Origin of the sequence: Chryseobacterium sp. MEBOG07, assembly GCF_021869745.1 — a bacterium.
Lineage (GTDB): Bacteria > Bacteroidota > Bacteroidia > Flavobacteriales > Weeksellaceae > Chryseobacterium > Chryseobacterium viscerum.
Genome location: NZ_CP084579.1, coordinates 2,897,794 through 2,923,987, shown reverse-complemented (window position 1 = coordinate 2,923,987; position 26,194 = coordinate 2,897,794). Strand labels below are relative to the sequence as shown.

The following is a 26,194-nucleotide window of genomic DNA, read 5'->3' as shown; positions in this document are numbered from 1 at the left end:
GAATTTCCATGTTATCTGAAAATTCCTCAGGAAAATGGGGGAAAATGAGCGTGTCCCAAATGCTAAAGCATTGTGATCTAGTCCTTCAAGTAGCTTTGAAAAAAGTAGACCTTCCCCGTATCAATATCCTGTTTGAGACAATAGGAATCTTTACAAAAGTAGAAATGTATGTTTTCAATAATGGAATTCCCAGAAACATGCCTACTTTTCAAAAACTAATCGTTAATTTTGAGTGTGATTTTGATGAATCAAAAACCAATCTGCTGAAAACGCTGGAGGAGTTTGGGGAGGCTTGTGCAAAAAGCAACCTGCCAAACCGTCACAGATTATTCGGAAACATGACTGAAAAAGACTGGGAATTTTTAGAATACAAACATCTTGATCATCATTTAAAACAATTTAGTGTATGAGTTTTTTTGATAAAATATTCGGTGGAAAGAGCGAAACCCCTGATCAGAAATCGTTCTGGAAAAAAATAGAATCTGAAGAAGATCTGAAAAAAGCTATAGAAGATTCTTTTCAGAATAAGATAGCAATATTTAAACATTCAACAAGCTGTTTCATCAGCAAGACTGTACTGAAAAACTTTGAAAGAGAAGTTGAACATTCAGACAAGCCGGTTAGTTTATATTATTTGGATCTGTTGGCTAACAGGGCTATTTCAAGTAAAATAGCGGTAGAGCTTGGGGTACGGCATGAAAGTCCGCAGCTGATCGTTATAGAGAATGGGAAGCCTATCAATAATGCTTCACATCAGGATATTTCTTTAAGCCAGATTGTATCATGAAGAATATAAATAATTATCTAGCCAAGGTTTTAAATGTTCCTCTTCAGAACGTTAATACCTGTAGTCTGCATTATGAAGTAAAGAAGATCCCTAAAAATCAGTTTCTTCTTCAGTACGGTGAGATATGCCGTCATATATTCTTTGTAGAAAAAGGACTGATAAAGATGTATTCCATTGATAAAAACGGGAAGGAACATATTATACAGTTTGCTCCGGAAAGCTGGCTGATTTCTGACCGAAGCAGTCTTTATTTCAATGAAAAATCTATTTATTATATAGAAGCAGTTGAAGATTCGGAAGTGCTTTTTCTGCATCCTGATTTCTTCAACAAATTGGTGGAGCAGTTCCCCAACAGTATTGAAAGAAGTGATTTTCTCCTTCAGAAACATATCAGAAGCCTTCAGAACAGAATCAATTCCTTGCTGGGAGAGACTGCTGAAGAAAGGTATATGAAGTTCATCAAAATGTATCCGGATTTGCTCTTGAGAGTTCCGCAATGGATGATCGCTTCTTACCTTGGGATTACTCCTGAAAGTCTGAGCCGTGTAAGAAAAGAACTGGCGAGAAAAAATTTCGTTCCGGATAACAAATAGAAAAGGCCGGAAGATGGAGGCTTGAAGTTCTAGTGAACATAAAAGAACTTAGGGAGCTATTAAGACATTATCAATAAGAATTGATATAATTTAAAACACAATAACTTCCATCTTCCAGCCTCTATATTCCTTATTTCAAATAAATTTTTTTTGCAAGATTTCCGACCTGTCTGAGTTTTGTCTGTGTATTTTCCGTCCATGGAAGTCCTATACAAAGCCTCATACAGTTTTCAAACTGCTCCTGAAAGGTAAACATTCTTCCGGGAGCTATACTTATATTTTGTTTGATGGCCAGATCATATAATTCTGTTGTGCGTATCTTCTTGTCAAACTCTACCCATAATGATAATCCTCCCTGCGGACGGCTGGTTTTGGTCCCTTCCGGGAACGATTCTGCAATGGTCTGAACATAGTTCTGGTAATTGAACTGTAATGTTCTGCGAAGCTGCTGGAGGTGTTTTTCATATTTTCCTGATTTCAGAAAGTTGGCAACTGCTTCATTCACAATTGAAATAGATGAAGTAGAGTGCAGGAGCTTAAGTTTCATGATTTTATCTTTATATCTTCCCGGAGCAATCCATCCTACACGATATCCCGGCGCCAGTGTTTTTGAAATGGAACTGCAATACAGTACGCTTCCATCTTTATCGAAAGATTTACAGCATTTTGGACGGGCAGACCCGAAATAAAGATCTCCATAGACGTCATCTTCAATCAATGGAATGTTGTTTTCAGAAAGTATTCTTACAATTTCCTTTTTGTTTTCATCCGGCATACAGCTTCCCAAAGGAGAGTTGAAATTGGGAATAAGCAGACACATATTTATTTTGGGAATTACCTTCTTCAAAGCCTCAATTTCTATTCCGGTAGTGGGATGGGTAGGAAGTTCCAGTACTTTTAAACCCAATCCGTTGGCCAACTGTAGAATTCCGGGATAACAAGGACTTTCAATCGCAATCGTATCACCAGGTTTTCCCAGCCCCATTAAGCAAAAAGATAAGGCATTCATCCCGCCATTGGTTGTGATCAGATCATTTTCACTCAGATTTCCACCCCATTGTAAAGAACGTATGGCGATCATTCTCCTGAGTTTCAGATTTCCCTGGAGTTCTTCGTATTCGGTGCCTCCTTCTTTTAATTCCCGGATGGCATTTACAATTTCTTTTTCAGCTTTGCCTGAGGCAGCAGATCTCCTGACGGAATACCGATTGAGAAAAAAGTAAGGTCTTTTTTACCCATATTTTCATATACTTTGCTGATCAGCTCGTCCGGTTCATCATTATTGGCGATCAATGACGGACGGCTGACTTCCGGTAAAGGGAGTTTTGCAGAGAGCAACTGGCTTACAAAATAACCAGACTGCGGTTTTGATTCCACTAAAGACTGAGATTCCAGCTCCAGGAAAACACGCTTGGCTGTATTCATACTTACCTGATGTTCCTGGCATAGCATTCTTACCGAAGGAAGCTTATCTCCGGCTTTTAAAATGCCATTTCTGATCTGTCCTGCAATTCCGTCTGCAATTTCTGTATATAAAAATTCTTTACTCATACGTTCAACTGTGTTCATGCAAATATACAAAACTGAGACTGTGTTTATCAAATTATCCTTTCTAATTTTGAACCATCAATTAAAACCTTTCTTAAAATGATGACAAATACAATTTCAAAAGACCAGGCAGTAAGCGGCTGGATAAATGGTTTCATAGGAGTACTGCTTTTTAGCGGTTCAATGCCTGCTACAAAATTAGCTGTCATGGAGATGGATCCTATATTTGTGACCATTGCACGGGCAGTAATTGCAGGATTACTGGCTCTTTCTGTTTTACTGATTTATAAAGAGAAGCGCCCTGCAAAAAATCAGATATTTTCCTTAGTTCTTGTAGCAATTGGCTGTGTGATAGGATTTCCGTTGCTTTCTTCTCTGGCATTACAATATCTGACATCTGCTCATTCTATTGTATTTTTAGGGATGCTGCCTTTAGCGACCGCTATTTTTGGCGTGTTCCGTGGAGGAGAAAGACCGCATCCTATATTTTGGCTCTTTTCCATAATTGGTAGTGTTTTAGTCATTGGTTATGCTTTTTCTCAGGGAATTTCGGCTTCTCCTATCGGCGATATTCTGATGCTGTTGGCTGTTATTTTATGTGGTCTTGGCTACGCTGAAGGAGCAAAGTTGTCAAAGACTTTAGGGGGATGGCAGGTCATTTCATGGGCATTGGTTTTATCCTTACCTATAATGCTGCCGTTATTTTTTATTTATTTCCCTACAAATCTGGAAGCAGTAAGTTCTAAAGGCTGGTTCGGATTGGGATATATCTCATTATTCAGCATGTTCATTGGTTTTATATTCTGGTATAAAGGCCTAGCGCAGGGAGGGATTACTTCAGTAGGGCAGCTTCAGCTTCTTCAGCCATTCTTTGGTCTTGCTTTGGCAGCTTATTTTTACATGAGCCGGTAAGTATGGGAATGCTGGGAGTTACAGTAGGAGTGATCTTATGTGTTGCCGGAACCAAAAAATTTGCGAAATAATTGAGATACAATATCTAATTTTATCCCTAGGCATAAGGATTTAAGACTTTCAAAAAAGTATTGATGTCATCCGGCCCTCTAAATAAAATATAAAAAAAATAACAATTTTTTCTGTTATTCCTTTTAAAACCCCGTTTCACTGAGTGAAAACGGGGTTTATTGTCTTATTTTATTACAAATAATTAAAACAGTTATTTGTAAAAATGTGGTATCAAAAATGTAAATTAATTTGAGTTTTAATGTAAATAAATAATTAATAAGTCAAAAATTAATCAAAGTTGTCAATGGTTTTAACTTTTTTTAACTTTATAAACAAAGATTAAGGTGTGGTTTTTGCATGCATACCAAAATCAGTTCCCAATGATATTTTTACTAAGACTAAGAAGAGGATAAGAAGAAAACAACGCCAAAAACAATTATTATGGTTATCGACGAAAATATTTTGATTTCAGCGGGAGCAGAAACGAGACATTATACCCCTTCAGAAATGATTTTCTGTGAAGGAGATATCCCCAATTATTATTACCAGATTAGTAAAGGGGAAGTGAAACTGAACAATTATAATGAGGAAGGGAAAGAATTTATTCAAAACATTTTATCCGATGGAGAAAGCTGTGGAGAATCTATTCTTTTTATAAAAAAACCTTATCCTATGAATGCTGAAGCCATTACAGAATGCAGTGTTCTAAGGCTCCATAAATCTGTTTTTTTTAATTTACTGAGTGAATCTCCGGAATTATGCATGGAAGTGAGCAGTTACCTTTCAGAACGTCTGTATTATAAGTTTATCATGATGCAGAACCTTTCCTCACAAAATCCATCTATACGACTGAAAGGATTAATGGACTATCTTAAAAGTTTTCAAAAGAATCTATCTCCTTACTCTTTTTTGGTTCCCCTGACACGGCAGCAGATGGCAAGTCTTACAGGACTTTGCGTAGAAACTGCCATAAGAACGATCAAACATATGGAAAGAGATAAAATCTTAAGAATTGAAAACCGTAAAATTTTATATTAACCCTATTTCAGATATTATTTTATGATTTTTTTATTTAAATCTTTATAAAACTATGAAAACAATAAGCTGTATGAACATTGATGAAAATCTTCTGTATTCCTTTGGTGCAGAAGATCGGGATTTGAAAAAACGTGAAATGGTTTTTAAAGAAGGAGATCACTCACTTTATTATTTTCAGATTGGTGAGGGGAAAGTAAAGCTTAATAACTATAATGAAGACGGAAAAGAGTTTATTCATAATATTTTAGGCAAGAAGCAGAGTTTTGGAGAAGCAATGCTTTTTCTCAATCAGGATTACCCGATCAATGCAGTATGTCTTGAGGAAGCTAGAATTATAAGACTTCCCAAAAATAATTTCTTTGAAATGCTCAGCCAGAATCACGATCTTTCTCTGGAAATGAATGCCTGCCTTTCTCAGGAAGTTTTTTATAAACTGAAAATGATGCAGAGTATGGCATCTCAAAATCCAGTGCAAAGATTGAGAGCCTTATTAGATTATCTTAAGAGCTATCATGATGAAGACTGCCATCAGTGTTTTCATATTGCATTTACCAGACAACAGATTGCCAATCTTGTAGGTCTCCGGGTAGAAACGGTCATCAGAACTTTAAAGAAGATGGAAAAAGAGGGTAATATCACTTTAAAAGACCGAAAGATTTTATATTAATATCGATTTTGATGATTCAAATCATAAAAAAGTGAATTATTATAACCTACATTTGAAATAATAATTTTCAACACAATTTTTAACATCTTAAATAAGAGAAATATAAAGTTGTTCACCCTTTGTTCATCTTTGAAATTGTAGACTAATGCCATGTATGGGCTGTAAGAATCAATAATATAAATTCATATTATGGCTGATAAAACCACAGAATCCAATACCACTGCCTCCACAGCTGTAAAAACGGAACGAGATCATGCTGCTGTAAAGGAGGATGAGATGAAGAACGCTTTGCTTTACCCATTTTTTATAAGTGCTCTTAAAGATATTCATAAGGCTGAGAGTCCGAATTGGCAACCTGCAGAGATGGCTGAAACATCCATTAATGTCGATGAGAATAAGGAAAATTAAATGAATACTGTAAGCTTTATAATACTCTAAATTCTTATTTAATTGCTTTTGACAAAGATTTAATAACAATACGAACACCTTCACATCATTTAAATATTGTAATCATAAAAGCTGCTGTTTTTAAACATTCAGTGGCTTTTTGATCCTATTATTTAATGTTTTATCCAACCACTCAAAATATTTTATTATGGAATTTCAAAAAAATCTTCTTGATTATATAAGCCAGTCTCTGTTAACTACTGATGAAACTATTTCTATCGCTGAAAGTGTCACTTCAGGGTGCTTGCAGTTGGCCTTTTCACAAATGCCCAATGCCTCTTTGTTCTATAAAGGAGGGATAACAACTTATTCTTTAGAGGAAAAAGTAAGATTATTAAAGGTCAGCAGACCGGAAGCCGAAGAATGTGATTGTGTATCAGAAAATATTGCCCAAACAATGGCATTAAACGTTGCAAAGCTTTTTGAATCTGACTGGTCTATTGCAACCACCGGATATTGTACACCAATCCGGGATTCGGGACATAAAATTTTTGCTTATTTCTCATTCTCCTATAAAGGGGAGATCATTCTGAATAAAAAACTGGAACTACACCCCAAAACCCAGGCTTTAAATGCTCAGCTGTATTACACGGAATTTATTTTGGGATGCTTTAAGAGTGAACTTAACGGTCTTTTAATTTTAAAATAACTACATACTTTCAGCTGTATGCTGATTGTATTAAAGATTTAATTTTTGTTTAGTTTTGGCTTGGACTGCATGATCGCGAAGTAAGATGACGTAAATGCAGAAAGACTTTGATATCCTACTTTATAAGCAACTTCACTCAAAGTATATTGCTTAGTGTCAATCAGTTCAATGCTTTTTAAAATTCTTGTCAGCTGCAGATATTTTTGTAAAGTAATTCCTGTTTCGTTTTTAAAAATTCTTTGGAGACTTCTTACAGACATTTGTGCTTTTTCAGCTAAGGAATCAATATCCAGATTGTATCTGAAATTGGAATTGATATCATTACATACAGGAATCAGTCTTACATCCGTAGGAACAGGAATTTCCAGTCCGTTGCTTTCTCTGCAGAAATTGGGAAGACTTTTTAAAATAGCTTTAAAAAATATATCCTGTTCTTCATTTTCATCCAATGATTGGTTCCATTTTGAAGCATACAACAGCATTTCCTTTAAAACCGGCGGAACGGCAAATACCTGAACATTCTTATAAAATTCATCTTCAAAGACAGATTTGAAAAGGAATACCATCAAATTCACTGTTTGGGCTTCAGAAGTGATTTTGTGAGCTTTTTCTGAAGGAATCCAGATGACATGATGCTGTGGGACAAGATAAATTTTCCTGTCGATATGAAAATACTGGTATCCTTCTTCCACAAAAGTTAGCTGGGCACGGTTGTGTTTATGTTCATAATCATCATGTTTCCAGTTTTTTTCACACCACACATAAGCTTCTTTTTCGATGGAATCTACAAATTGGCTTTCCGTTTTTTCAATCAATCCACATTTCATGTTGTCGTTTTGTATGTATATTTTGGCAAATTTAATAAAAACGCCAGTAGTATTTTTGTACTATCAATTATATCAATACAAATAAAACCTATATCTTATTCAGAATGAAAAAATTATGTCTTTTTTTTATTTTAATTTTAGTATCTAATATCACCAACATCATGGCACAAAATAAAGCTAAAATATTGGTTCTTATCCATTCAGATAATGGCGGAACTTACGAACTGGCCAAGGAAATTGCCAAAGGAATTGAAAGCGAAAACAATGCAGTTCCTTATATAAAATTGGTCAAAGCATCACAAAATCCCAATCTTAAAAATCTGCCTGTGGCCACGGTAGATGAATTGACAAATTATGATGGAATTGCTTTTGGCTCACCGGTTTATTTCGGAAATATCAGCACAGGAATGAGTGAATTTTTATCCAAAACGGTTCAAATTTGGACCAATCATGGATTAGAAGGCGTTCCGGCGACGGTATTCATGTCGGCAGGAAGCGGAGCAGGAAAAGAGCTGGCACTTCAGGCATTCTGGAACAGTCTTGCGGTGCACGGAATGGTATTGGTTTCTAACGGAATTCGAGGAACTGAAGAACTGAATAAAGCAATTCCGCAGGGAAATACGGTTTTAGGAGTGACGAGTATGGCTTCTTTAAAAGATGTTGAACGACCTACAAAAGGGGAACGAAATATAGCCGAGCTGCAAGGAAAAAACTTTGCAAAAGTAGCGCTGGCATTACAAGGTACAAGATCTAAAAAAACGACAGCTATGGTTGAAAATCATCAGAATTTCAATGAAATATTGAAACAGAAAAATATTATCCTTCCACAGGTTCCTAAACCGGCAGGAAATTATCAGCCGTTTGTCCGTTCCGGAAATCTGGTATTTATTAATCAGGTTGCTTTGAAAGACGGAAAGATTTTCAATCCTGGTAAATTAGGAGTGGAAGTCAATGAGCAACAGGTAAAGGATGCTACAAAAGTGACCATGCTGAATGTTATTTCTGTATTGAATGAAGCTGTAGGAGGAGACTTAAGCAGAGTAAAACAATGTGTTCAGCTTACCGGAATTTTCAATACCAAAGATGATTATACCAAACATGCAGACCTGATGAACGTTGCTTCTGATCTGGCCGTTGAAGTCTTCGGAGAGAAAGGGAAACATGCCAGAGCTACTTTGGGAGCTTCCTCTATTCCTGTAGGCTCTTCAGTGGAGATTCAGGCGATTTTTGAAGTAGAGTAGACTTCAATCAAAATCTGCAGTAGTATTTCAAATATTAACCACAGATGTATATAGATTATAAGTGTATAAAGGGTACAATGAAATGCTAATGAAAGCATAAAAATCTGTGTGCATCTGTGGTTAAAATAATTAAGAAAATTTAGAAAAAACCTCTGAAATAATAGGAATGCTTTGCTCCAGCTGCTCCTCAGAAAGCGCTCCATAGCTCAGTCTGAAACCATTAACCTGATTTTGACTGTATTGTTTCGGATGAATGATCTTAATATTTTTTTCCAGCAGTAAATCTGTTACGATATCCCAATCCAATTGTATTTTGGGAACAATCCAAAAGGCAAGCCCCCTTCAGGCAGTGTAAAATCTACAATGTCTTTCATATGTTTTTTCAACAATTCAAAAACAAAGTCTCGCTTGTTTTTATAATGTACCGTTGCTTTTTTAATATGTTTTTTCACAGCACCTTCCCTGATCAACTGAAGAACAGCCTGTTCCATAATCACATCTCCGTGTACATCAATAATTTTCCTCAGATCCCCTATTTTCCTCAGTAATTCCTGGTTTTTAGTCGCCAGATAACCGATCCTCAAAGCAGGGGCTACCACCTTACTCAATGTCCCGATATATACATAATTGTGAAGTTCGGGAAAGCTTGAAATCGGCAGGATAGGACGATATCCAAAATGAAACTCATTATCATAATCATCTTCAATGATCGTGATATTGTATTGGTTTGATAATTCAATCAGTCTTAATCTTCTTGAGAGACTCAGCGTAACCGTAGTAGGATATTGCCTGTGAGGAGTTATGTATATGGCCTTTATATTCTGATGCTGTGTCACCAGTTTCTCAATGGCTTCAATACTGATTCCTTCCTGATCTACAGGAACGGATAGGAGGGTTGCACCAGCATATTCAAAGGCACGCCATGCAGGCTGATATCCGGGATCTTCTACAATAATTTGGTCTCCTGAAGTTAAAAGACTTTGCGCGGTCAGAAACATTCCCATCTGGCTGCCTCGTGTAATTGAAATTTCATTTTCATGAATGTGCATTCCACGCTGGTGATTGAGCATCTGGGAGATCATTTTTCGAAATTCAATATCACCATGTTCATCTCCATAACCCATCATCTGCCACTTTGCCTTGATGCTGAAGATCTGTCTGTAAGCTCTTGCCAGCTCCGTTACGGGTGCAAGTTTACTGTCTGGATGACCATCGTCAAAATTGATTAAAAACCCAGTAGACAAGACCTGCTGCTGTCCGGTATTATTGATATGATCAGCATTTCTCTCATGCAAAACAGGCAGATTTTCTGATACGAAAATACCTTTTCTTTCTTTAGAAATTACCCATTCTTCATTGATAAGCACCTGATAGGCTTCCACAACGGTATTCCTGTTGATTTTTAACGTCTGCGCAAGATTCCTGCTTCCGGGAAGTGCATCCCCGGCTTTTAACCTGCCTGAACGGATATCGCTGATAATCGTATCTGCAATCTGTAGATAAACTGCTTTATCAAGCTTTTTATCTATTTCTAATTCTAATTTCCAAGGTCGTAACATCTGGACTATCTATTTATATGAAAACTGAATCATTTTAATAGTCCAAATATAGAATAATTTTGTCATGCAATAAAGCACAAAACCATAATAATTTTAAAATCATGGACAAGAAAGAATTCAGTTCTAAAGATTTCCACGAAACTTTTGCAAGACCAAAGTATGTAAAGCCAAGCCATTTAATTCATAAAAATGTAGAGAATGCAGGAGAGCACAATCAGTTTTCAACGGAAAGAAAGCACCCGGTTTTCTTTGTAGATCTTCCGAGTAAAAATGTCAGCATGACAATCGGTGGACTACTTCCTGGGCAGCAGACCAATAAGCACCGTCATACTTATGAAACCGTATTGTTTGTCATTGAAGGAAAAGGATGGACAGAAGTAGAAGGTGAAAAGGTACATTGGGAAGCCGGAGATGCCGTATATATTCCTTCATGGGCATGGCATAAGCACCAGAACCTAAGTGATACGGAATCTGCCAAATATATTGCCTGCGAAAATGCTCCTCAACTGCAGAACTTAGGGGTTGCTTTGAGAGAAGAGGAAGGCAGAGACCTTTAATATTTGAGAGGTAAACCATTAAGGGATCGTTTTACAGATTTTTATTGATAATGGATATGATTTTCTTTTTCAAAGTGAAGCTATTACTTAATTGTCTTAACAGTTTAATTTCTCTTAATGGTTTACACCTTTTGCTAAAAATTATTTTAAATTTTTAAACTCACAAAACATGAAAAATGTGCCATTCAAAGGGATTATTGCCTATCCCATAACACCTTTTGATGAAAATGAAAAAGTAAATATTACCCTTTTCAAACATCTTGTAGAAAGGCTGATTACTTCCGGAAGTCATGGGATTGCTCCATTGGGAAGTACGGGAGTAATGCCTTACTTATCTGATGAAGAAAAAGAAGAAGTGACGGAAGCCACTTTACAGCAGGTAAAAGGAAGAATTCCGACTCTTGTAGGGGTTTCCAATCTTACAACAGAGAAAACAATCCACCATGCTCAGTTTGCAGAGAAAGCAGGCGCAGATGCGGTTATGATTATTCCGATGAGCTACTGGAAACTTACTGATGATGAGATTGTAACGCATTATGATGCGGTGGCCCGTAAAATTTCCATTCCCATTATGGCATATAACAATCCTGCCACGAGTGGAGTAGATATGTCGCCCGCTCTGTTGAAAAGACTTCTTGAGATTCCTAATGTAACCATGATCAAGGAAAGTACCGGAGATATACAGAGAATGCATTCTCTGAGAAGAGAATTGGGAGAAGAAGTAGCGTTTTATAACGGTTCAAATCCTTTGGCATTGGCAGCATTTTCTGCTGGAGCGAGAGGGTGGTGTACCGCAGCCCCGAATCTTATTCCTGAACTCAATATCAACCTCTATAATGCGGTAGAGGAAGGAAACCTTGAAAAAGCAAAAGCTATTTTCTACCAGCAGTTTGATCTCTTAAAATTCATTGTCAATAAAGGATTGCCGAGAGCTGTAAAGGCAGGTCTTACTATTCTGGGTGAAGATGGCGGAAATCTGAGAAGTCCCTTAAAACCTCTTCATGAAAAAGAAACTGAAGAGTTAAAAAATATTATTAAAACTCTTACTAATTAATACAATCTTATGAAAAAATCCATTTTTTATCATGCCGGATGTCCTGTGTGCATCAGTGCAGAACACGATATTATCAATCTTGTAGGTCCTGAAAATGTTGAAATCATCCATTTGGGAAACGAGAGAAGCAAAATTGAAGACGCTGAAAAAGCGGGTGTACAATCTGTGCCTGCTTTAGTAACTCCTAACGGGAATGTTCTTCATATTAATTTTGGAGCATCTATGGAAGATGTGAAAAAATAGTATTTTTAATCTTGTAAAAACGGCTCAAGAAATTGAGCCGTTTTTTATTGTTGGAAAGCGCTAAGGCGCAAATATAATAGGTACTTTGTGTTGTAAGGCGCGAGGATTTTATCTTTGATAAAATTAAATGCTGACTATTTTTATCTCTCGCTGATTTTGCTGATGATTTATAGATCTGCTTAATTTGCAAAATCTGTGAGAGAATTTATGGTTTATTTTGTACCGTCTAAATTATAGCATTTCCTTCTATACCGTCAGAATTATTGGTTTTATGACCTGTTATTGCTGATGCAACAAAGCTAAACAGACTCACCAGTTTTCCAGCTTTAGTGTCCCAATAATAAGTTTCCTTGGGTTCTACCCGGATAATGGTAACATTCGGATCATCTTTTCCGTCAAACCAGGCCTTAGCGAGAGGAGACCATTTTTCTTCTATGGTGGCTTTATCTTTATAAACAGAAGCTTTTCCGTACACTGAAAGATACTGGGAATCACTGTTATTCATGAAAAACAACTGTACTTGTCGGTCTTCTTTTATTTCAAAATTCTTGTTGCTGTTTCCACTGCTGATAAACCAGAGATTTCCGCTGTCATCCGTTTCCTGCAGTGTCATGGGCCTTGAATTCACAGGAACAGTTTCCAATTCTGTACAGAACATACATATTCGGGCTTTTTCTGACAATTCCTTGATTTTTTTGATCGCTTCGAGATGGGTAAGATTTTGTGTTGACATAATATACTATTTTAAGTGATTGGTTGATGTTTAAATTAATTTATTCAACAGAATTTGATGAATATTATTCATTAAAACATTCAAATACCCGACCAAAAGGGAATAAAATGTGGTACCTAAAACGGATTTGTTTTATTTTTTTGGAAATCGCAAAGATGTAGGATGTTTTCTATGTTATATAAAGTGCAAGAATTTTATCTCTCGCAGATCACACAGATTGCGCAGATAATTATGTATAGATCTGCTTAATTTTCAAAATCTGCGTGATAATTTAAATTTATATTTTTGCATGTCTTAAATTTAGATATTGTTCTTTTCTAGAAATAAGTTTTACGTAAATTTGATGAATGCAGATTTCACCTCCTAAACATCTGGCTCCTTTTATAAGGCATTATATCTTTTTGGAAAATTCCGAGGAGAATATGAGGAGTTTAAGACTCTTTACTGATGGAAGTTCCGGACTTATTCTATCCGGAGATATGAAACTGTATTCTGGTATTTCTGAGGATCGGATGCCGCTTTCTTTTTTTTACGGAGCATTAAACGGATATAAAGATTTTTCTTCAAAAGGCAGATTTTCCTTGATTGCTGTTGTGTTTCAACCTTATTTTCTGAATATCCTTTTAAAAACATCTGCAAAAGAGATTCAAAATCAGATTGTTTCTGTGGAAGATGTATTGAAAAACAGATTCGAAGTCTTTCAGGAAAAGCTTTTTAATAAAGTTGATCCTTCAGATATTATTAATCATCTGAATATTTTTTTTACCGAATTTTTATCAGAAAGAATAAGTATTGATCATCAGATTATGATGGCTACTCAAAAATATATTCTTCAGCATAAAGGTGTCGTATCATCCAAGGACTTAGAAAAATTTACAGGATACTCAGAACGCCACTTGGAAAGGAAGTTTGAATATCATATGGGAGTAACCCCTAAAAAATATGGAAATATTATACGCCTTCATTACTTCTTAAGCCTTATCAATAAAGGTATTGATCATAAAAATATGGCGATGCTTTCTTATGAAGCGGGCTATTCTGATCAATCGCACCTTATCAGGGAATTTAAAAATAATATCGGACTTACCCCCAAACAATACCTGAAAACAGAAAATAAAATGGCTGTTAATTTCATCGAGTTGTAAACTATTCATGTCGGTTTTATACAATTTTTTGACGACGATCTGATCTAGTTTTGTCAAAAAAAATCAATGAATATTAAAATTTCAACCGCACAATTTGAAAATAAAAGTGGAGACAAAGCTTATAACCTCTCTGTTATAGAAAAGCTGGCTGGCAAAGCTGCTTCTGAGGGGTCTGATGTAATTGTTTTCCACGAATGCTCTATTACAGGCTATACTTTCGCCCGAAAACTTTCTAAAGAACAGCTGCTTGATGTTGCAGAGCGTATTCCGGAAGGAGAAAGCATTCAAAAACTGCAGGAGATTGCTGCTCGCTATGATATCGTCATATTAGCCGGATTGTTTGAAAAAGATGAACATAATAACCTATTCAAAGCCTATGTATGTGTTGATAAAACAGGGTTGAAGGCAAAATATAGAAAATTGCATCCTTTTATCAATCCCCATCTTACCCCCGGTAATGAGTATTGCGTGTTTGATATTTTGGGCTGGAAATGTGGTATTCTCATCTGCTATGATAACAATATTATTGAAAATGTGAGGGCTACCAGACTTCTTGGTGCTGAAATTATTTTCATGCCTCACGTTACCATGTGTACGCCTTCTACAAGGCCGGGAGCCGGTTTTGTAGACCCTCAACTTTGGGAAAACAGAGAAGCAGATCCTACCTCTTTACGGTTGGAATTTAACGGGATGAAGGGAAGAGACTGGCTGATGAAGTGGCTGCCATCAAGAGCCTATGATAACGGAGCTTATATTGTTTTTTCAAATCCGATTGGTATGGATGATGACCAATTGAAAAACGGATGTTCCATGATTATAGATCCTTTCGGTGATGTCATTGCCGAATGCCGTTCCTTCGATGACAGTTTCGAATCTGCTGTGATTACTCCTGAAAAACTTACCCAGGCAGGAGGATATAGGTATATTAAAGCCCGCAGGCCGGAATTGTATGGATCTATAATAGGGCAGGAACATTCGTCTGAGCAGAAAGTGGTGTGGCTTGACGATAAAACAGTTTAAAATACAATCTCTCCTGTAGTATAATCTATAGGAGAGATTCATTTACTGATGAATGGTTTTCTGCAGATCGCTCCAGGCACCGCCATTGTAGATGTGCTTGAAGCCCCTCTCTTTTAGAATGTTTTCAGCTTTTACACTTCTTAACCCGTGAGAACATACGGTGATGTATGTTTTTCCAGGATCAAGTTCTCTATATCGCTCTCTGATGGTTCCCAACGAAATATTGACGGAACCTTCTATATGTCCTGTTTCATATTCTTTTTCGGTTCTTACATCAAGAATAACGGCTCCTTTTTTCATCAGTTCTGGTAATCCGTTATCTAGGGTTTGGAAGCGGTAAATTTTATAAGCAACATACAAGATAAGCGCTATACCGCAGAATATGAGAAAACTCTTCATAGCTTGCTTAGTATTTTTTTATCAATATAAAACGTTCCGAACGGAATAAAACAGGCTAAGATCACTTTCCATGTTACCTCTTTAAACTTCCAGTTTTGCTCTACACCCACGCTCAGCGTGTTGAACAGGAAAAGAAGGAATAATGTTCCGTGAATGGGACCCAATATTCTTACAAATAAAGGATTTCCCATCCCATACTTCATGGGAACAGCAATGCATATTAGGCTCAACAGTGAAATACCTTCTAAAATAGCCAGAATCCTCAGCCGGCCGATCTTTGTTTTAAATAAATCCATCATAATTATCTGAAATAAGGTCTGTTTGCAAAAGGAGAAAAGGGCCACGGAATCGCAATGAAAATAATGATCAGTGCAATGGAGAACCAGATTCCCATCGTTTTAAATTTTTCTTTATCTGAATCCTTTCGTTTGGCTAAAGCAGAGCCGATCGTGATGATAATAATAGCCGTTATCATCAGTGAAATATGGATTAATCCGAAAAACAGATGTTCAAAAGATTCTTTGGCTTCGTTCAGATTCTTCCAGAAATATTGGATAACCGGACTTTTAAAATAAAATATCATTCCTATGATCAATTGAATATGCGCTATAGTAGCGGTCCAATGCCGTACTGAATCATCCGTTTTGGTGAATTTTCTGCCTGAAAAATATCCTTTAAAAGATCGGAAAATTGCATAGAATAAACTTAATAAAACCAGCCAGCGGGTCAGGGAGTGCAAAAAAGTAAGAGTCTGATACATCGGTTGTTTTTTCGAATGAAGCAAAGGTATAACAAAAACATACTAATTAGTATGTTTTTAATCAAAAAAATTATTGAAGAGTATTGAAATAAGACTTAAGTCCTTTTAAATAAACAAGATAAACTTCTTTTGAGTTTTCAAGTTTACCCATATTCCTTACGCCCCAGTATCCTGAAATTACAAAAACGCTCACTTCTCTTGCGCTTACTTCTTTTTTGATCAATCCAGCTTCTTTGCCTTTTTCAATACACTCTGTGAAAGCATTTTCCCATTCTTTTGAAAGTTTGTGCAGAGCTTCCGTAAATGCAGTATGCCATGGAGCCATCTGTTGTACAAAATTAGAAGTAGGGCAGCCGTATTCAACCTTTAGAAAATCATTTTCCATGAGAAGATTATAGAAGACCTGATAGATGTTTTCCAGAGGATTTGGACCGTTTTGTAAAGTATCAATAAAAGTTTTTCTGAAAGTAGATTTCAAAAGTTCAGTGATAATGGCAAGACCCATTTCATCCTTAGTTTTGAAATGATAATAAAAAGCACCCTTTGTGACCTGAGTTTTTGCAATAATCTCGTCAATACTCGTTGTCTGAAAGCCTTTCTCATAGATTAGTTCAAAGGCTTTCTGGAGAATAGTAAGACGGGTTGCTTCGGATTTCTTCATAAAAACTGCTGTTTATAATACAAAGGAACAAAATTTAAACAAAAAATAAAACTATCATTATTCTGATACATTAATACAATTTAAATAATTTTTATAATACAATAATTCGTCGGAAATTTGCCTTGTCAATATCAACAAAATACAAGACAATGAATTTTCAAAAAGAAATACAGACCAATACTGCATCACAGACTGTAAAAAAGGGTCTTCCTGCAGCTTTATGGGCACTCACAATAAGTGCTTTCGCGATAGGAACTACAGAATTTGTGATTGTAGGGCTGCTTCCAACAGTAGCTTCTGATCTTGGAATCACGATTCCTTCAGCAGGATTGCTGGTGAGTCTTTATGCGATAGGAGTGGCTATCGGAGCTCCAATTTTAACGGCTTTAACAGGGAAGATTCCCCGTAAAATGCTTTTGGTTTCCATTATGCTGCTGTTTGTTATCGGGAATGGATTGGCATCTATTGCTCCAGGCTTTGTAACACTTGTTTTGGCAAGAATATTAACAGGCTTTGCCCATGGGGTTTATTTTTCCATTGGTTCTACCATTGCAGCATCACTGGTTCCTGAAGAAAAAAGGGCAACCGCTATTTCTATTATGTTTGCAGGACTTACACTGGCCATTGTAACAGGAGTTCCGCTGGGGACTTTTATCGGGCAGCATTTCGGATGGAGAGCGACCTTCATAGGCGTTTCAATTCTTGGAATCATAGGGTTGGTAGCCAGCTTATTACTGGTTCCCAATAATCTGAAAAACGGGAAGTCCGCTTCTTTAAAAAGCCAGTTTAAAGTTCTGGGAAATAAACGTCTTATTTTTGCCTTTTTGATGACCGCAACGGGATATGGAGGAACATTTGTAGTTTTTACTTATCTGTCACCTATCTTACAGAAAATCACAGGATTTCAGGAATCTACCGTTACGTTTATCCTGTTGATCTATGGAGTTGCCATTGCATTGGGAAATCTGATTGGTGGAAAGGTGGCCAATAAAAATCCTTTGAAAGCTCTTCTATGGATGTTTGCAGCACAGGGATTGGTTTTATTAGCATTTTATTTTACAGTAAGCAGTCCGGTTTTAAGTATCATTACCCTTTTCTTTTTAGGAGCCTTATCATTTGCTTCGGTTCCTGGACTTCAGCTATTGGTGGTACAGATTGCAGAAAAAGAACTTCCCGGTACTGAGGATGTTGCTTCAGGGATCAATATTGCAGCATTCAATATTGGTATTGCGATAGGATCTTATGCCGGAGGAATGATTGTAACCTCATCTTTGGGACTGGTGAGTACACCATGGATTGGAGCTTTATTCCTGGTCGTTACGGTATTGATTACCATGTATAGTATCAGCTTAAGCAACAAAAAATAAGATTTCACTAATAGTTTTACCTGACTTATCAATCCATGTCAAGGTTTAAAACCTTGACATGGATGTGTTTCATAGTTAAAAAAGAACCAGAATGTTAGAGGTATATAAATGAAGAGGAACCAATACGGTGATGATGAAGTAGATGGTTTTATAAAGGCAGGTTTTGATCTGCCTTTATTTTTTTGTAAAAAGTTCGCAATTGAAGTTTTTCTGCTTATGACAGGTAATCTGCATATATAAAAATCATATGGTTATTCTTTAAGAATTCTTTTCATTATTTAAACAGGTATAGCTTATTTTGTTTGATTTAAAAGTGTTTAACATAATAAAAAATGCTCTTTATGTCTCAGTTAATTGTATATATTTATCTCCTGGTCATCAAAATTACACAATGATAAAAAATTTAAAGACTAATCCAGAACTGAAACAGATTGTAAAAACAATTTTATAATAAAATATCCTTTATGCATTATTCTCCAAAACTACTTCAATTATTCATTTTATTATATAGTGTTTTATCTTATGCTCAATCCAAACAAGATACTTTGCGTGGTGAGTTTACTTATCAGTTAAAAGCTAAATTTGATATACGAAATGATAACAAATCTGAAGACTTTTTCTTATTACAAATAGGGGATAATCGTGCATTTTTTGCAAGTATTGTATCACTGAAAGGCGATTCTGTAATGACAAACTCAGGAACAACTACCCATAATTCTGATGGAAGTATAAGTCTTGGTTGGAAAAAAGGAGTAACGATTCCAAAAACAGATTTTAACTTTACCATTGTACAAACCAATGAAAATATACAATATTTTGATTCAGTTTTCATGGCATTACTCACCTATAAAGAGCCGGTCATAAAGAACTGGAAACTTGTGAATGAAACTAAAGTAATCAATACCATACATTGCAAAAAAGCAGAAGTTACCTTTAAAGGAAGAAACTGGATAGCATGGTATGCCCCCGAAATTCCGTTTCCGTATGGCCCTATGAAATTCAGTGGATTACCCGGTTTGATTGTGAAAATAACGGATGATAAGGAAGATTTTGATTTTGAGCTGGTAAAATCTGTATCTGATTCTCAATTAAAAGGAAGATTAATCAATATTAAGAAAAGCAGATATACCGGGGCTGTAGAAACAACACAATCTAAATTGAAACAAGCACAAAGAAATAATGAAGCGAATACAGCTGCCGTACTTGCAAGCTATGGAACCACTATCGTAAAAGGACAGGAAATGTTAAAAAAGAGAGAAAAAACAAGGGAAGAAAACAGCAAATATCAAAATCCACTCGAATTAACACCTTAGGTTATTAAATTTCATAAATATCCGCATCGGTAAATACAAAAAATGTACTTTTCTTAGGCAGGTTTTTAGTATCCAATCCTGTGAATTCACTGAAGGCCGGGAGTAATAACTGATTGTCACTGAGTGCAAAGCAGGGAAGTCTTATATTTTTAACAGCAGAATTCAGGACAATTCCTGGATGAATATGCCCGGTAATCTGGAATCCGGATCTTTCGGAATCAAAATCGTGAATAAAGGTAATGCCTTCTATTTCAAGACACTCAGTTTTGTTATTAAAACATAGTTTTTTCTCCAGAGCTTTTGAAATCCGGTCATGATTTCCTTCAATAAGATAAAACTGTATATTAGGATATTGATTTTTCCATGTACAGAATTCATCCACATCAGAATTGTCTCCGGCATGAAGCAGATCTCCAACCACAATGAATTTTTCAGGCTGAAAATATTCAATCAGTGCTGATAATCTTTCCAGGTCGCTTTTCATAATATGATTCGCTAATGCAATACCATTTTTACGGAAATGAGCAGTTTTTCCGATGTGAAGATCAGAAAGGATCAATGCTTTTTCTCTTTCCCAGAATGCCGCACGCTGATTGGTCAGAATGAAAGTTTCGTTTTGGATGGAAATGCTTTTGGTTGCTATAAACACGTTTTATAATTGAAAATTTGAATAGACTTATTGAACTATATTAATTGCATCAGCTAACCTTCCGGCTTACATGAAATTTTTCATCAAAAACATAAGTCAGAGGAATGCCGGTCGCAATTTCTCTTTCTAAAATTTCCTCAGGAGAAAGGTGTTCCAGATACATAATCAAAGCACGCAGGCTATTTCCATGAGCAACGATCAATACATTTTCTCCCTGCTTTAATAGCGGTCTTATCTGACTTTCAAAATAGGGAATCACTCTGTTGTAGGTATCTTTAAGGCTTTCTCCTCCGGGAGGAACCACATCATAAGATCTGCGCCAGGTATGAACCTGTTCATCACCGTATTTCAATGCGGTTTCTGCTTTGTTTAATCCTTCAAGATTTCCGTAAGAACGTTCGTTTAATGCTTTATCCATAACGACCGGAATATTGGGATTTCCTATTTCATTCAGAATGATAGAGAGAGTATGCTGTGCTCTGATGAGTGCAGAAGTGAAAGCTATATCTATTTTTTCTCCTTGTAAAGAAAGGCCTGCTTTTTTTGCTTCTTCAATACCAGCTTCTGTTATATCGATATCCTTCCAGCCTGTAAATCTGTTTTCAAGATTCCAGAGTGACTGTCCGTGACGGACTAAGAACAACTTTTCCATTATTTAAATTTTATTTTATACTTCTAAGAAGGTATACTCTAAGGTACGATGATTATTTAAATTTATCAAGAAAATTAACTTAGAATATTAGGCTAAGAATAAGATTAAAATGACAGGTAAATTCATTGAAAAAAGCATTGATAGATTCATCAGACATCGCTTATATTGGATAATTTCAACATTCTTTTAATTCTTGCATCCAGCCCTTCACTAGAAAGGGTCTGCCTCAAACTGTCTACTTTGATCGGGAAGCTGAGCGGAGTAAAAGAACGGGAATGTTTTAAAATAATTTCAGACTTTTCAATCCTTTTAAAAGCTTCTACAAGCCGTTGTTCCTGAAGCTGCATATTAAAGACTTCCGTATAAGCTTGTTTTACTAAAAAATGATTAGAGTCGTGGTCTTCCAGAACTTTAAAAATAAGTCCGGCAGAACTTTGTAAAGATTTGTTGGAGCGCTGCTGTCCTGCATAGTTTTGAATAACCATTCCTGAAATCACGGCAATATCCCTGAATTTTCTTCTCGCCATTTCAGCAGAATTGATACTGGCAATCACATCATTCATAAGGTTTTCTCGGCTTAAAATCTGCTGCAGATTATCTTCATTCAAAGGAATTTCTTTATCACTGAACAGCTCAAATCCGTAATCATTCATCGCCATAGAAAAGGAAATAGGCGCCAGTTTGGAAATACGATAGGCTATCAGAGCTGCCATCACTTCATGTACGAGACGCCCTTCAAACGGATACATAAAGACATGATATCCTTCACGGTTTTTGATCATTTCCACCAGAAATTCATTTTCTGTTGGGATATGGGAATTTTCTTCCTGATTGGCGAGCAGAGGATGCAGAAATTTAAGTTCTTTTTCCGAAGCTTTGGGATTTAAAGCATGTGCAAGTTTTTCTCTTAAAAAATGACCCAGATTGGAACTTAAAGGTAGTCTTCCTCCTAGATAACTTGGCACCAAAGCTCTTCCTTTTGCTGCTCTTACATAAACCGTCATATCTTTGATCATAGCAACTTCCAGGGTACGGCCTGCCAGAATGAATTTTTCCTCTTTTTTCAGTTTTGAAATAAAATATTCTTCAATCATTCCGATATATCCTCCAGAAATAAATTTCACTTTCAGCATGGCATCACTTACAATCACACCCATATTCATCCGGTGAAGCATGGCAATTTTTCTTGAAGTTACTTTGTAAAGTCCGTCTTCCATAATGACGATCTTATGGAATTCTTCATAGCTTTTCAGAACACTTCCGCCAATGGTAAGAAATTCCAGGATACCTTTCCATTCTTCATCCAGGATTTCCTGAAAGGCATATACTTTTTTGATTCTTTCATACAGTTCATCAGGATAAAAACCATCACCCACAGCCAATGTCATCAGAAACTGAACCAGCACATCGAAACATAATACCTGTGGTTCTCTGGGCTCAACAACTTTCTGTTTTACGGCTTCTTTTAAAGCTGAAACTTCAATCAGCTCCAGAGAATGGGTTGGAACACAATAAATTCTGGAAGTTTCAAAAGGGGAGTGCCCGCTACGGCCTGCTCTTTGCAGAAATCGTGCGACTCCTTTTGCAGACCCTATTTGAATAACGGTATCAACAGGTTTAAAATCAATTCCTAGATCAAGAGATGAGGTAGAAACCACAGCTTTTAACTTGCCGGAACTTAAATTTTCTTCAATCCAGATTCTCAAATGGGCATCAATGGAACTGTGATGGATAGCAATCTGACCTGCAAAATCAGGATAAGCATCCAACAGAAGCTGATACCACATTTCACTCTGGCTCCTGGTATTGGTAAAAACAATCGTAGATTTTGACTCCAGAATAATCGGGACTACTTTATCGGCAAGCTTGTTTCCAAGATGTCCTGCCCACGGTAATATTTCAATTTCGTTCGGAAAAACAGGAATAATATCTATCTTTTTGTGTTCTTTGGCTGTAATTTTTGTCTTTTTTATATCATAAGGAATAAGAACGTCCATGGCTTCATCAAGGTTTCCAATGGTCGCGGTAATACCCCATATTTTTATCTTGGGAACATATTTTCTAAGCTGGGAAATCCCCAGTTCTACCATGACACCGCGCTTTGAACCTAATAATTCATGCCATTCGTCCACAGCAACACATTTCATATCCCTGAAAAACGTTTCATTATTTTTCTGAGCCAGAAGCAGATGAAGACTTTCGGGCGTGACAACGAGAATTTCAGGCATTTTCTTTATCTGCTGCTGTCGTACTTTCGGATCGGTATCTCCGTTTCTTACGCCTACGACCCAATCAAGTCCAATTTCATCAATCGCTTCCTGCATGGCTTTCGCAATATCTTTGGATAAAGACCGCAATGGGGTAATCCAAATCATTTTCAGCCCTTTTTTGTATTGTTCAGGGTGATTCAGGAAATCTGAAACCAATGCTAAAAATACAGAAAAAGTTTTTCCGAAACCGGTAGGAGCCACCACCATTCCGCTGTAACCATTTCCAAATTTCTTCCAGGTTTCCAGTTGAAATTTAAAAGGAGCAATACCTTTATCGGTCATCCATTGCTGAATGATCTTCAATCCGTCGGTATGTTCAAAAGCTGCCAATTTTATTGTATTAATTTTTTGATTTCTTCAAGGTTGTCAATTTCATCTACGGTTTTATCTTTCCGCCATCTTACAATTCTTGGAAAACGGAGCGCAACACCACTTTTGTGACGGTTGCTGAAACCAATGCCTTCAAAAGCAATTTCAAAGACGAGTTCTGCTTTTACCGTTCTCACAGGTCCAAATTTCTCAATTGCATTTTTGGTAACAAACCGGCTCACTTCCATGATTTCTTTATCCGTCAATCCGGAATACGCTTTGGCTATGGTCACCAAAGCATCTCCGTTTTTCACGGCAAAAGTATAATCGGTATAATAAGCACTTCGTCTGCCGCTTCCTTTCTGGGCATAAATAAGGACTGCATCAATGGTAAACGGATTGATTTTCCACTTCCACCAGTCACCTTTTTTCCGGCCGGAATGATAGGGAGAGTTTTTTTGTTTAAGCATCAAACCTTCACTGTTTACAGCTCTTGAATTTTCACGAAGCGAATCCAGTTCTTCCCATTTTTCAAAATCCAGACTGTTGGAAAGACTTATATTTTGGGGATTTTCATTTAATAATAATTCTTCAAGCAGGGCTCTTCTTGCAGAGATGGGTTTTTCTCTCAGATCATGATCTTCAAGTTCCAGCAAGTCATAGGCAAAGACTTCTATCGGAATTTCCGATAACATTTTTTTAGTTAAAGTTTTCCTGTTTAATCTTTTTTGTAATTCATTAAAATTTAAAACCTTACTGTCTTTTACCGCAAGTATTTCTCCATCTATGACAAAGTTGCCTTTCATCGCTTTTACGACTTCTGTGATTTCTGGAAATTGTTCTGTGACGAGTTCTTCACCTCTTGACCAGATGAAAACTTCGTCGTTTCTCCGGATGATCTGTCCCCGTATTCCGTCCCATTTGTATTCTACCAGCCATTCATCAGGATTTCCCAGTTCTGCAGTTACTTTTTCCAAAGGATAAGCAAGACAGAAGGGATAAGGTTTTGAATTGTCAGGATTTACATTCTCAGCATCAATAAGTTCTTTGAATGAGACCTCATCAGGCAGCCATTTTCCCATTAAACTATGCATCAGTGCACTCGATTCCTGGCCGGAAAATTTTGTCAGTGCATTGATTAATGTTTTATCTGAGACTCCGATACGGAAACTTCCGCCAATTAATTTATTGAAAATCAAACGTTCAGTGTAATCTAAACCATTCCATGAGTTTAAGACAAATTCTTTCTTTTCTGAATCTGTTTTACCTTTCAAACCAACAATATCATTCATCCATTCTGATAAGGTGCGTTCTATTTTTTCCTGTGGAGGAGGAAGAATCAATGATAGTGTTTCTCCAAGATCTCCTACAGAAGAATAAGACTCCTGAAACAGCCAGAAAGGGAGCCTGGTAATTTCCAAAGCCCATTCTTTCATATAATTGGTATTGACGTTTCTTTTGGGTCTTTTCCCGGTAAACAGAGCAATAAACCATACTTTATCTTCATCCGGAGCACGTTCCAGATAATCAATGATGGCATCAATTTTAGCATTGGTCTTATTGGTGGTTTCCAACGCGTTGATAAGGTCTGCAAAATGTCTCATGATTCCGGATTTTCAATGGTTTCTTTTTCAGATTCATCATCATCTTCACCAAATAGGGTTTCCACAACATCTGCCTTGATTCCTATTTCATTCAGGTATTTTGAAAAGACTTCTGTCTGTCCGTGCGTTACATGTACAAGTTCTGCTTCTGTGGCTTTTACAGTCTGCAATAATCCTTTCCAATCTGCATGGTCACTCATTGCAAAGCCTGCATCTGCACTGCGCCATCTTCTTGCACCGCGAACCTGCATCCAGCCGGAACATATTGCGGTAGCCGGATCAGGAATTTTTTTGATGATATTACTGTCTAATAAAGCCGGGGGAACAATTACAATTTCATGTTCCACCTCTTTGGGACGCTCCCTAAAATCTGCAATGGTATAGTCCGGAAGATTGATTCCTACTGTTTCAAAGGCTTCATTCAGTTTTCCGATGGAATAGTGTACGTATATTTTCCCCAGGCCTTCTACCGCCTTCATGATACGCTGGGCCTTTCCTAAAGAATACCCGATGAATACAGATGTTTTATTATTTTCCTTATTCTTCAGTACCCAATTCTGAAGCTTTTTGTTTAAATCCGGAACTTCAAGCCAGTTGTAAATAGGCAGTCCAAAAGTACTTTCCGTAACAAATTCATTGCATTTTACCAGCTCGAAAGGAGTACTCAGGCCGTCATCCTGAACCTTATAATCCCCCGAAATGACGGTCACATATCCTTTATATTCAAGTCTGATCTGTGCGGAACCAATAATATGTCCGGCAGGATGAAGCGAAAGTTTTACTCCATTGATGGTCACAATTTCTCCATATTCCAGACTCTGGCATTCGATATCCATGCCTATTCTTTGATGGAGAATAGGTTTCGTGAAATGGTGGCAAAGGTATTTTTTCATTCCCCAGCGGGCATGATCAGCGTGACCATGGGTAATAACCGCCAGATCTACAGGCCTCCAGGGATCTATATAAAATTTCCCCTGTGGACAGTAAATTCCTTTTTTTGTAAATGTGATTAATTTCAATGGTGTGACAGGTTTTGTGGAATAAGCTTCAAAAACTTAACCAATTTACAACAAACTGTTTATTTTTTATCTTAGGTTTTGGCTAAAGCCGATGGAATATTTTAAAAATTAAATGGGCTA

26 protein-coding genes and 3 pseudogenes are annotated in these 26,194 nt (G+C 36.7%); 16 read left to right on the top strand and 13 right to left on the bottom strand.

The window, feature by feature from the left end:
• The first annotated feature begins 8 nt into the window (after positions 1-8).
• The 3 genes from LF886_RS13510 to LF886_RS13500 are packed head-to-tail and all read left to right on the top strand — an operon-like array spanning position 9 to position 1,380.
• Positions 9-410, top strand: a complete 402-nt coding sequence (locus LF886_RS13510; RefSeq protein ID WP_236850050.1) for a DUF1569 domain-containing protein — start codon at positions 9-11, stop codon at positions 408-410.
• Positions 407-787 carry a bacillithiol system redox-active protein YtxJ gene (gene ytxJ / locus LF886_RS13505; RefSeq protein WP_124531326.1) on the top strand — a complete coding sequence of 127 codons (381 nt, stop codon included), beginning with the start codon at positions 407-409 and terminating at the stop codon, positions 785-787. The genes LF886_RS13510 and ytxJ overlap by 4 nt, the downstream gene beginning before the upstream one ends.
• Entirely contained in the window at positions 784-1,380 is a 597-nt protein-coding gene (locus LF886_RS13500) for a Crp/Fnr family transcriptional regulator (RefSeq protein ID WP_089691886.1), read from the top strand. Before ytxJ ends, LF886_RS13500 begins: the two co-directional genes overlap by 4 nt.
• A 130-nt stretch (positions 1,381-1,510) precedes the next feature.
• On the opposite strand, the pseudogene LF886_RS13495 reads toward LF886_RS13500, so the two are convergent.
• Positions 1,511-2,931: pseudogene (locus LF886_RS13495) on the bottom strand (PLP-dependent aminotransferase family protein).
• Positions 2,932-3,027: 96 nt separating this feature from the next.
• On the opposite strand from LF886_RS13495, the pseudogene LF886_RS13490 reads away from it, so the two are divergent.
• The 5 genes and pseudogenes from LF886_RS13490 to LF886_RS13470 all read left to right on the top strand — a co-directional run bounded on the left by LF886_RS13490 (position 3,028) and on the right by LF886_RS13470 (position 6,692).
• A pseudogene (locus LF886_RS13490) lies at positions 3,028-3,911 on the top strand (DMT family transporter).
• A gap of 421 nt (positions 3,912-4,332) precedes the next feature.
• On the top strand, positions 4,333-4,929 hold the full coding sequence (locus tag LF886_RS13485) for a Crp/Fnr family transcriptional regulator (protein WP_236850049.1): 597 nt from the start codon (positions 4,333-4,335) through the stop codon (positions 4,927-4,929).
• Positions 4,930-4,981: 52 nt separating this feature from the next.
• Complete coding sequence (locus LF886_RS13480) at positions 4,982-5,596, top strand: Crp/Fnr family transcriptional regulator (protein ID WP_236850048.1); 615 nt, start codon at positions 4,982-4,984, stop codon at positions 5,594-5,596.
• 189 nt (positions 5,597-5,785) lie between these two features.
• On the top strand, positions 5,786-6,004 hold the full coding sequence (locus LF886_RS13475; RefSeq protein WP_236850047.1) for a hypothetical protein: 219 nt from the start codon (positions 5,786-5,788) through the stop codon (positions 6,002-6,004).
• Between the two features lie 187 nt (positions 6,005-6,191).
• The gene (locus tag LF886_RS13470) at positions 6,192-6,692 is read left to right on the top strand and encodes a CinA family protein (RefSeq protein ID WP_236850046.1); all 501 of its coding nucleotides are present in this window, start codon (positions 6,192-6,194) and stop codon (positions 6,690-6,692) included.
• Positions 6,693-6,730: 38 nt separating this feature from the next.
• On the opposite strand, the gene LF886_RS13465 is transcribed toward LF886_RS13470, so the two are convergent.
• Positions 6,731-7,519, bottom strand: coding sequence for an AraC family transcriptional regulator (locus LF886_RS13465; protein WP_236850045.1), 789 nt, complete (start codon positions 7,517-7,519; stop codon positions 6,731-6,733).
• A gap of 161 nt (positions 7,520-7,680) precedes the next feature.
• Here LF886_RS13465 and LF886_RS13460 point away from each other — a divergent pair, with 161 nt between their 5' ends.
• The gene (locus LF886_RS13460) at positions 7,681-8,760 is read left to right on the top strand and encodes an Atu1372/SO_1960 family protein (RefSeq protein WP_236850044.1); all 1,080 of its coding nucleotides are present in this window, start codon (positions 7,681-7,683) and stop codon (positions 8,758-8,760) included.
• 129 nt (positions 8,761-8,889) lie between these two features.
• Here LF886_RS13460 and LF886_RS13455 read toward each other — a convergent pair.
• Positions 8,890-10,319 (bottom strand): annotated as a pseudogene (locus LF886_RS13455) (PLP-dependent aminotransferase family protein).
• A 101-nt stretch (positions 10,320-10,420) separates the two neighbouring features.
• Here LF886_RS13455 and LF886_RS13450 point away from each other — a divergent pair.
• From LF886_RS13450 to LF886_RS13440, 3 genes are all read left to right on the top strand, one after another.
• A complete protein-coding gene (locus LF886_RS13450; protein ID WP_236850043.1) occupies positions 10,421-10,876 on the top strand; it encodes a cupin domain-containing protein in 456 nt (151 codons plus the stop codon).
• A 169-nt stretch (positions 10,877-11,045) separates the two neighbouring features.
• Positions 11,046-11,930, top strand: coding sequence for a dihydrodipicolinate synthase family protein (locus LF886_RS13445; protein WP_236850042.1), 885 nt, complete (start codon positions 11,046-11,048; stop codon positions 11,928-11,930).
• A gap of 9 nt (positions 11,931-11,939) precedes the next feature.
• Positions 11,940-12,173: a thioredoxin family protein gene (locus tag LF886_RS13440; protein ID WP_236850041.1), complete on the top strand. Its 234-nt coding sequence runs from the start codon at positions 11,940-11,942 to the stop codon at positions 12,171-12,173.
• Between the two features lie 226 nt (positions 12,174-12,399).
• Here LF886_RS13440 and LF886_RS13435 read toward each other — a convergent pair whose 3' ends face one another.
• Positions 12,400-12,906, bottom strand: coding sequence for a pyridoxamine 5'-phosphate oxidase family protein (locus tag LF886_RS13435; protein WP_124531354.1), 507 nt, complete (start codon positions 12,904-12,906; stop codon positions 12,400-12,402).
• A gap of 347 nt (positions 12,907-13,253) precedes the next feature.
• On the opposite strand from LF886_RS13435, the gene LF886_RS13430 reads away from it, so the two are divergent.
• The gene (locus LF886_RS13430; protein WP_317207628.1) at positions 13,254-14,051 is read left to right on the top strand and encodes an AraC family transcriptional regulator; all 798 of its coding nucleotides are present in this window, start codon (positions 13,254-13,256) and stop codon (positions 14,049-14,051) included.
• A 66-nt stretch (positions 14,052-14,117) separates the two neighbouring features.
• Positions 14,118-15,071 carry a nitrilase family protein gene (locus tag LF886_RS13425; RefSeq protein WP_236850039.1) on the top strand — a complete coding sequence of 318 codons (954 nt, stop codon included), beginning with the start codon at positions 14,118-14,120 and terminating at the stop codon, positions 15,069-15,071.
• Between the two features lie 42 nt (positions 15,072-15,113).
• Here the strand turns inward: LF886_RS13425 and LF886_RS13420 are convergent, their stop codons facing one another.
• The 4 genes from LF886_RS13420 to LF886_RS13405 form a co-directional block, all read right to left on the bottom strand.
• Positions 15,114-15,470 carry a rhodanese-like domain-containing protein gene (locus tag LF886_RS13420; protein ID WP_236850038.1) on the bottom strand — a complete coding sequence of 119 codons (357 nt, stop codon included), beginning with the start codon at positions 15,468-15,470 and terminating at the stop codon, positions 15,114-15,116.
• Entirely contained in the window at positions 15,467-15,769 is a 303-nt protein-coding gene (locus tag LF886_RS13415) for a DUF3817 domain-containing protein (protein WP_236850037.1), read from the bottom strand. Before LF886_RS13415 ends, LF886_RS13420 begins: the two co-directional genes overlap by 4 nt.
• Positions 15,770-15,771: 2 nt before the next feature.
• Entirely contained in the window at positions 15,772-16,230 is a 459-nt protein-coding gene (locus LF886_RS13410; RefSeq protein ID WP_236850036.1) for a hypothetical protein, read from the bottom strand.
• Between the two features lie 70 nt (positions 16,231-16,300).
• Positions 16,301-16,891 (bottom strand): TetR/AcrR family transcriptional regulator, encoded by a 591-nt coding sequence (locus LF886_RS13405; protein ID WP_124531366.1) that lies wholly within the window; start codon positions 16,889-16,891, stop codon positions 16,301-16,303.
• Between the two features lie 149 nt (positions 16,892-17,040).
• Between LF886_RS13405 and LF886_RS13400 the strand changes: the two genes are divergently transcribed.
• Positions 17,041-18,258, top strand: coding sequence for an MFS transporter (locus LF886_RS13400; protein WP_236850035.1), 1,218 nt, complete (start codon positions 17,041-17,043; stop codon positions 18,256-18,258).
• 464 nt (positions 18,259-18,722) lie between these two features.
• Complete coding sequence (locus tag LF886_RS13395; RefSeq protein ID WP_236850034.1) at positions 18,723-19,571, top strand: GLPGLI family protein; 849 nt, start codon at positions 18,723-18,725, stop codon at positions 19,569-19,571.
• Positions 19,572-19,575: 4 nt separating this feature from the next.
• Here the strand turns inward: LF886_RS13395 and pdeM are convergent, their stop codons facing one another.
• From pdeM to LF886_RS13370, 5 genes are all read right to left on the bottom strand, one after another.
• Positions 19,576-20,220 (bottom strand): ligase-associated DNA damage response endonuclease PdeM, encoded by a 645-nt coding sequence (gene pdeM, locus LF886_RS13390; RefSeq protein ID WP_236850033.1) that lies wholly within the window; start codon positions 20,218-20,220, stop codon positions 19,576-19,578.
• Between the two features lie 49 nt (positions 20,221-20,269).
• Positions 20,270-20,872, bottom strand: coding sequence for a 2,3-bisphosphoglycerate-dependent phosphoglycerate mutase (locus LF886_RS13385; protein WP_202980630.1), 603 nt, complete (start codon positions 20,870-20,872; stop codon positions 20,270-20,272).
• A 149-nt stretch (positions 20,873-21,021) separates the two neighbouring features.
• A complete protein-coding gene (locus tag LF886_RS13380; protein WP_410685633.1) occupies positions 21,022-23,424 on the bottom strand; it encodes a ligase-associated DNA damage response DEXH box helicase in 2,403 nt (800 codons plus the stop codon).
• Positions 23,425-23,474: 50 nt separating this feature from the next.
• Positions 23,475-25,055 (bottom strand): ATP-dependent DNA ligase, encoded by a 1,581-nt coding sequence (locus LF886_RS13375; protein WP_236850031.1) that lies wholly within the window; start codon positions 25,053-25,055, stop codon positions 23,475-23,477.
• Positions 25,052-26,074, bottom strand: a complete 1,023-nt coding sequence (locus LF886_RS13370; RefSeq protein WP_236850030.1) for a ligase-associated DNA damage response exonuclease — start codon at positions 26,072-26,074, stop codon at positions 25,052-25,054. The genes LF886_RS13375 and LF886_RS13370 overlap by 4 nt, the downstream gene beginning before the upstream one ends.
• Positions 26,075-26,194: the final 120 nt, after the last annotated feature.

Bases quoted from the DNA above. Each gene is read 5' to 3' on its own strand.
- LF886_RS13485 (WP_236850049.1), top strand. From the start codon at position 4,333: ATGGTTATCGACGAAAATATTTTGATTTCAGCGGGAGCAGAAACGAGA.
- LF886_RS13500 (WP_089691886.1), top strand. From the start codon at position 784: ATGAAGAATATAAATAATTATCTAGCCAAGGTTTTAAATGTTCCTCTT.
- LF886_RS13400 (WP_236850035.1), top strand. From the start codon at position 17,041: ATGAATTTTCAAAAAGAAATACAGACCAATACTGCATCACAGACTGTA.
- LF886_RS13435 (WP_124531354.1), bottom strand. From the start codon at position 12,906: ATGTCAACACAAAATCTTACCCATCTCGAAGCGATCAAAAAAATCAAG.
- LF886_RS13510 (WP_236850050.1), top strand. From the start codon at position 9: ATGTTATCTGAAAATTCCTCAGGAAAATGGGGGAAAATGAGCGTGTCC.
- LF886_RS13480 (WP_236850048.1), top strand. From the start codon at position 4,982: ATGAAAACAATAAGCTGTATGAACATTGATGAAAATCTTCTGTATTCC.
- LF886_RS13450 (WP_236850043.1), top strand. From the start codon at position 10,421: ATGGACAAGAAAGAATTCAGTTCTAAAGATTTCCACGAAACTTTTGCA.
- LF886_RS13460 (WP_236850044.1), top strand. From the start codon at position 7,681: ATGGCACAAAATAAAGCTAAAATATTGGTTCTTATCCATTCAGATAAT.
- LF886_RS13395 (WP_236850034.1), top strand. From the start codon at position 18,723: ATGCATTATTCTCCAAAACTACTTCAATTATTCATTTTATTATATAGT.
- LF886_RS13430 (WP_317207628.1), top strand. From the start codon at position 13,254: ATGCAGATTTCACCTCCTAAACATCTGGCTCCTTTTATAAGGCATTAT.
- LF886_RS13385 (WP_202980630.1), bottom strand. From the start codon at position 20,872: ATGGAAAAGTTGTTCTTAGTCCGTCACGGACAGTCACTCTGGAATCTT.
- ytxJ (WP_124531326.1), top strand. From the start codon at position 407: ATGAGTTTTTTTGATAAAATATTCGGTGGAAAGAGCGAAACCCCTGAT.
- LF886_RS13405 (WP_124531366.1), bottom strand. From the start codon at position 16,891: ATGAAGAAATCCGAAGCAACCCGTCTTACTATTCTCCAGAAAGCCTTT.
- LF886_RS13425 (WP_236850039.1), top strand. From the start codon at position 14,118: ATGAATATTAAAATTTCAACCGCACAATTTGAAAATAAAAGTGGAGAC.
- LF886_RS13415 (WP_236850037.1), bottom strand. From the start codon at position 15,769: ATGATGGATTTATTTAAAACAAAGATCGGCCGGCTGAGGATTCTGGCT.
- LF886_RS13475 (WP_236850047.1), top strand. From the start codon at position 5,786: ATGGCTGATAAAACCACAGAATCCAATACCACTGCCTCCACAGCTGTA.
- LF886_RS13410 (WP_236850036.1), bottom strand. From the start codon at position 16,230: ATGTATCAGACTCTTACTTTTTTGCACTCCCTGACCCGCTGGCTGGTT.
- LF886_RS13420 (WP_236850038.1), bottom strand. From the start codon at position 15,470: ATGAAGAGTTTTCTCATATTCTGCGGTATAGCGCTTATCTTGTATGTT.
- LF886_RS13375 (WP_236850031.1), bottom strand. From the start codon at position 25,055: ATGAGACATTTTGCAGACCTTATCAACGCGTTGGAAACCACCAATAAG.
- LF886_RS13470 (WP_236850046.1), top strand. From the start codon at position 6,192: ATGGAATTTCAAAAAAATCTTCTTGATTATATAAGCCAGTCTCTGTTA.
- LF886_RS13440 (WP_236850041.1), top strand. From the start codon at position 11,940: ATGAAAAAATCCATTTTTTATCATGCCGGATGTCCTGTGTGCATCAGT.
- LF886_RS13465 (WP_236850045.1), bottom strand. From the start codon at position 7,519: ATGAAATGTGGATTGATTGAAAAAACGGAAAGCCAATTTGTAGATTCC.
- LF886_RS13380 (WP_410685633.1), bottom strand. From the start codon at position 23,424: ATGACCGATAAAGGTATTGCTCCTTTTAAATTTCAACTGGAAACCTGG.
- LF886_RS13445 (WP_236850042.1), top strand. From the start codon at position 11,046: ATGAAAAATGTGCCATTCAAAGGGATTATTGCCTATCCCATAACACCT.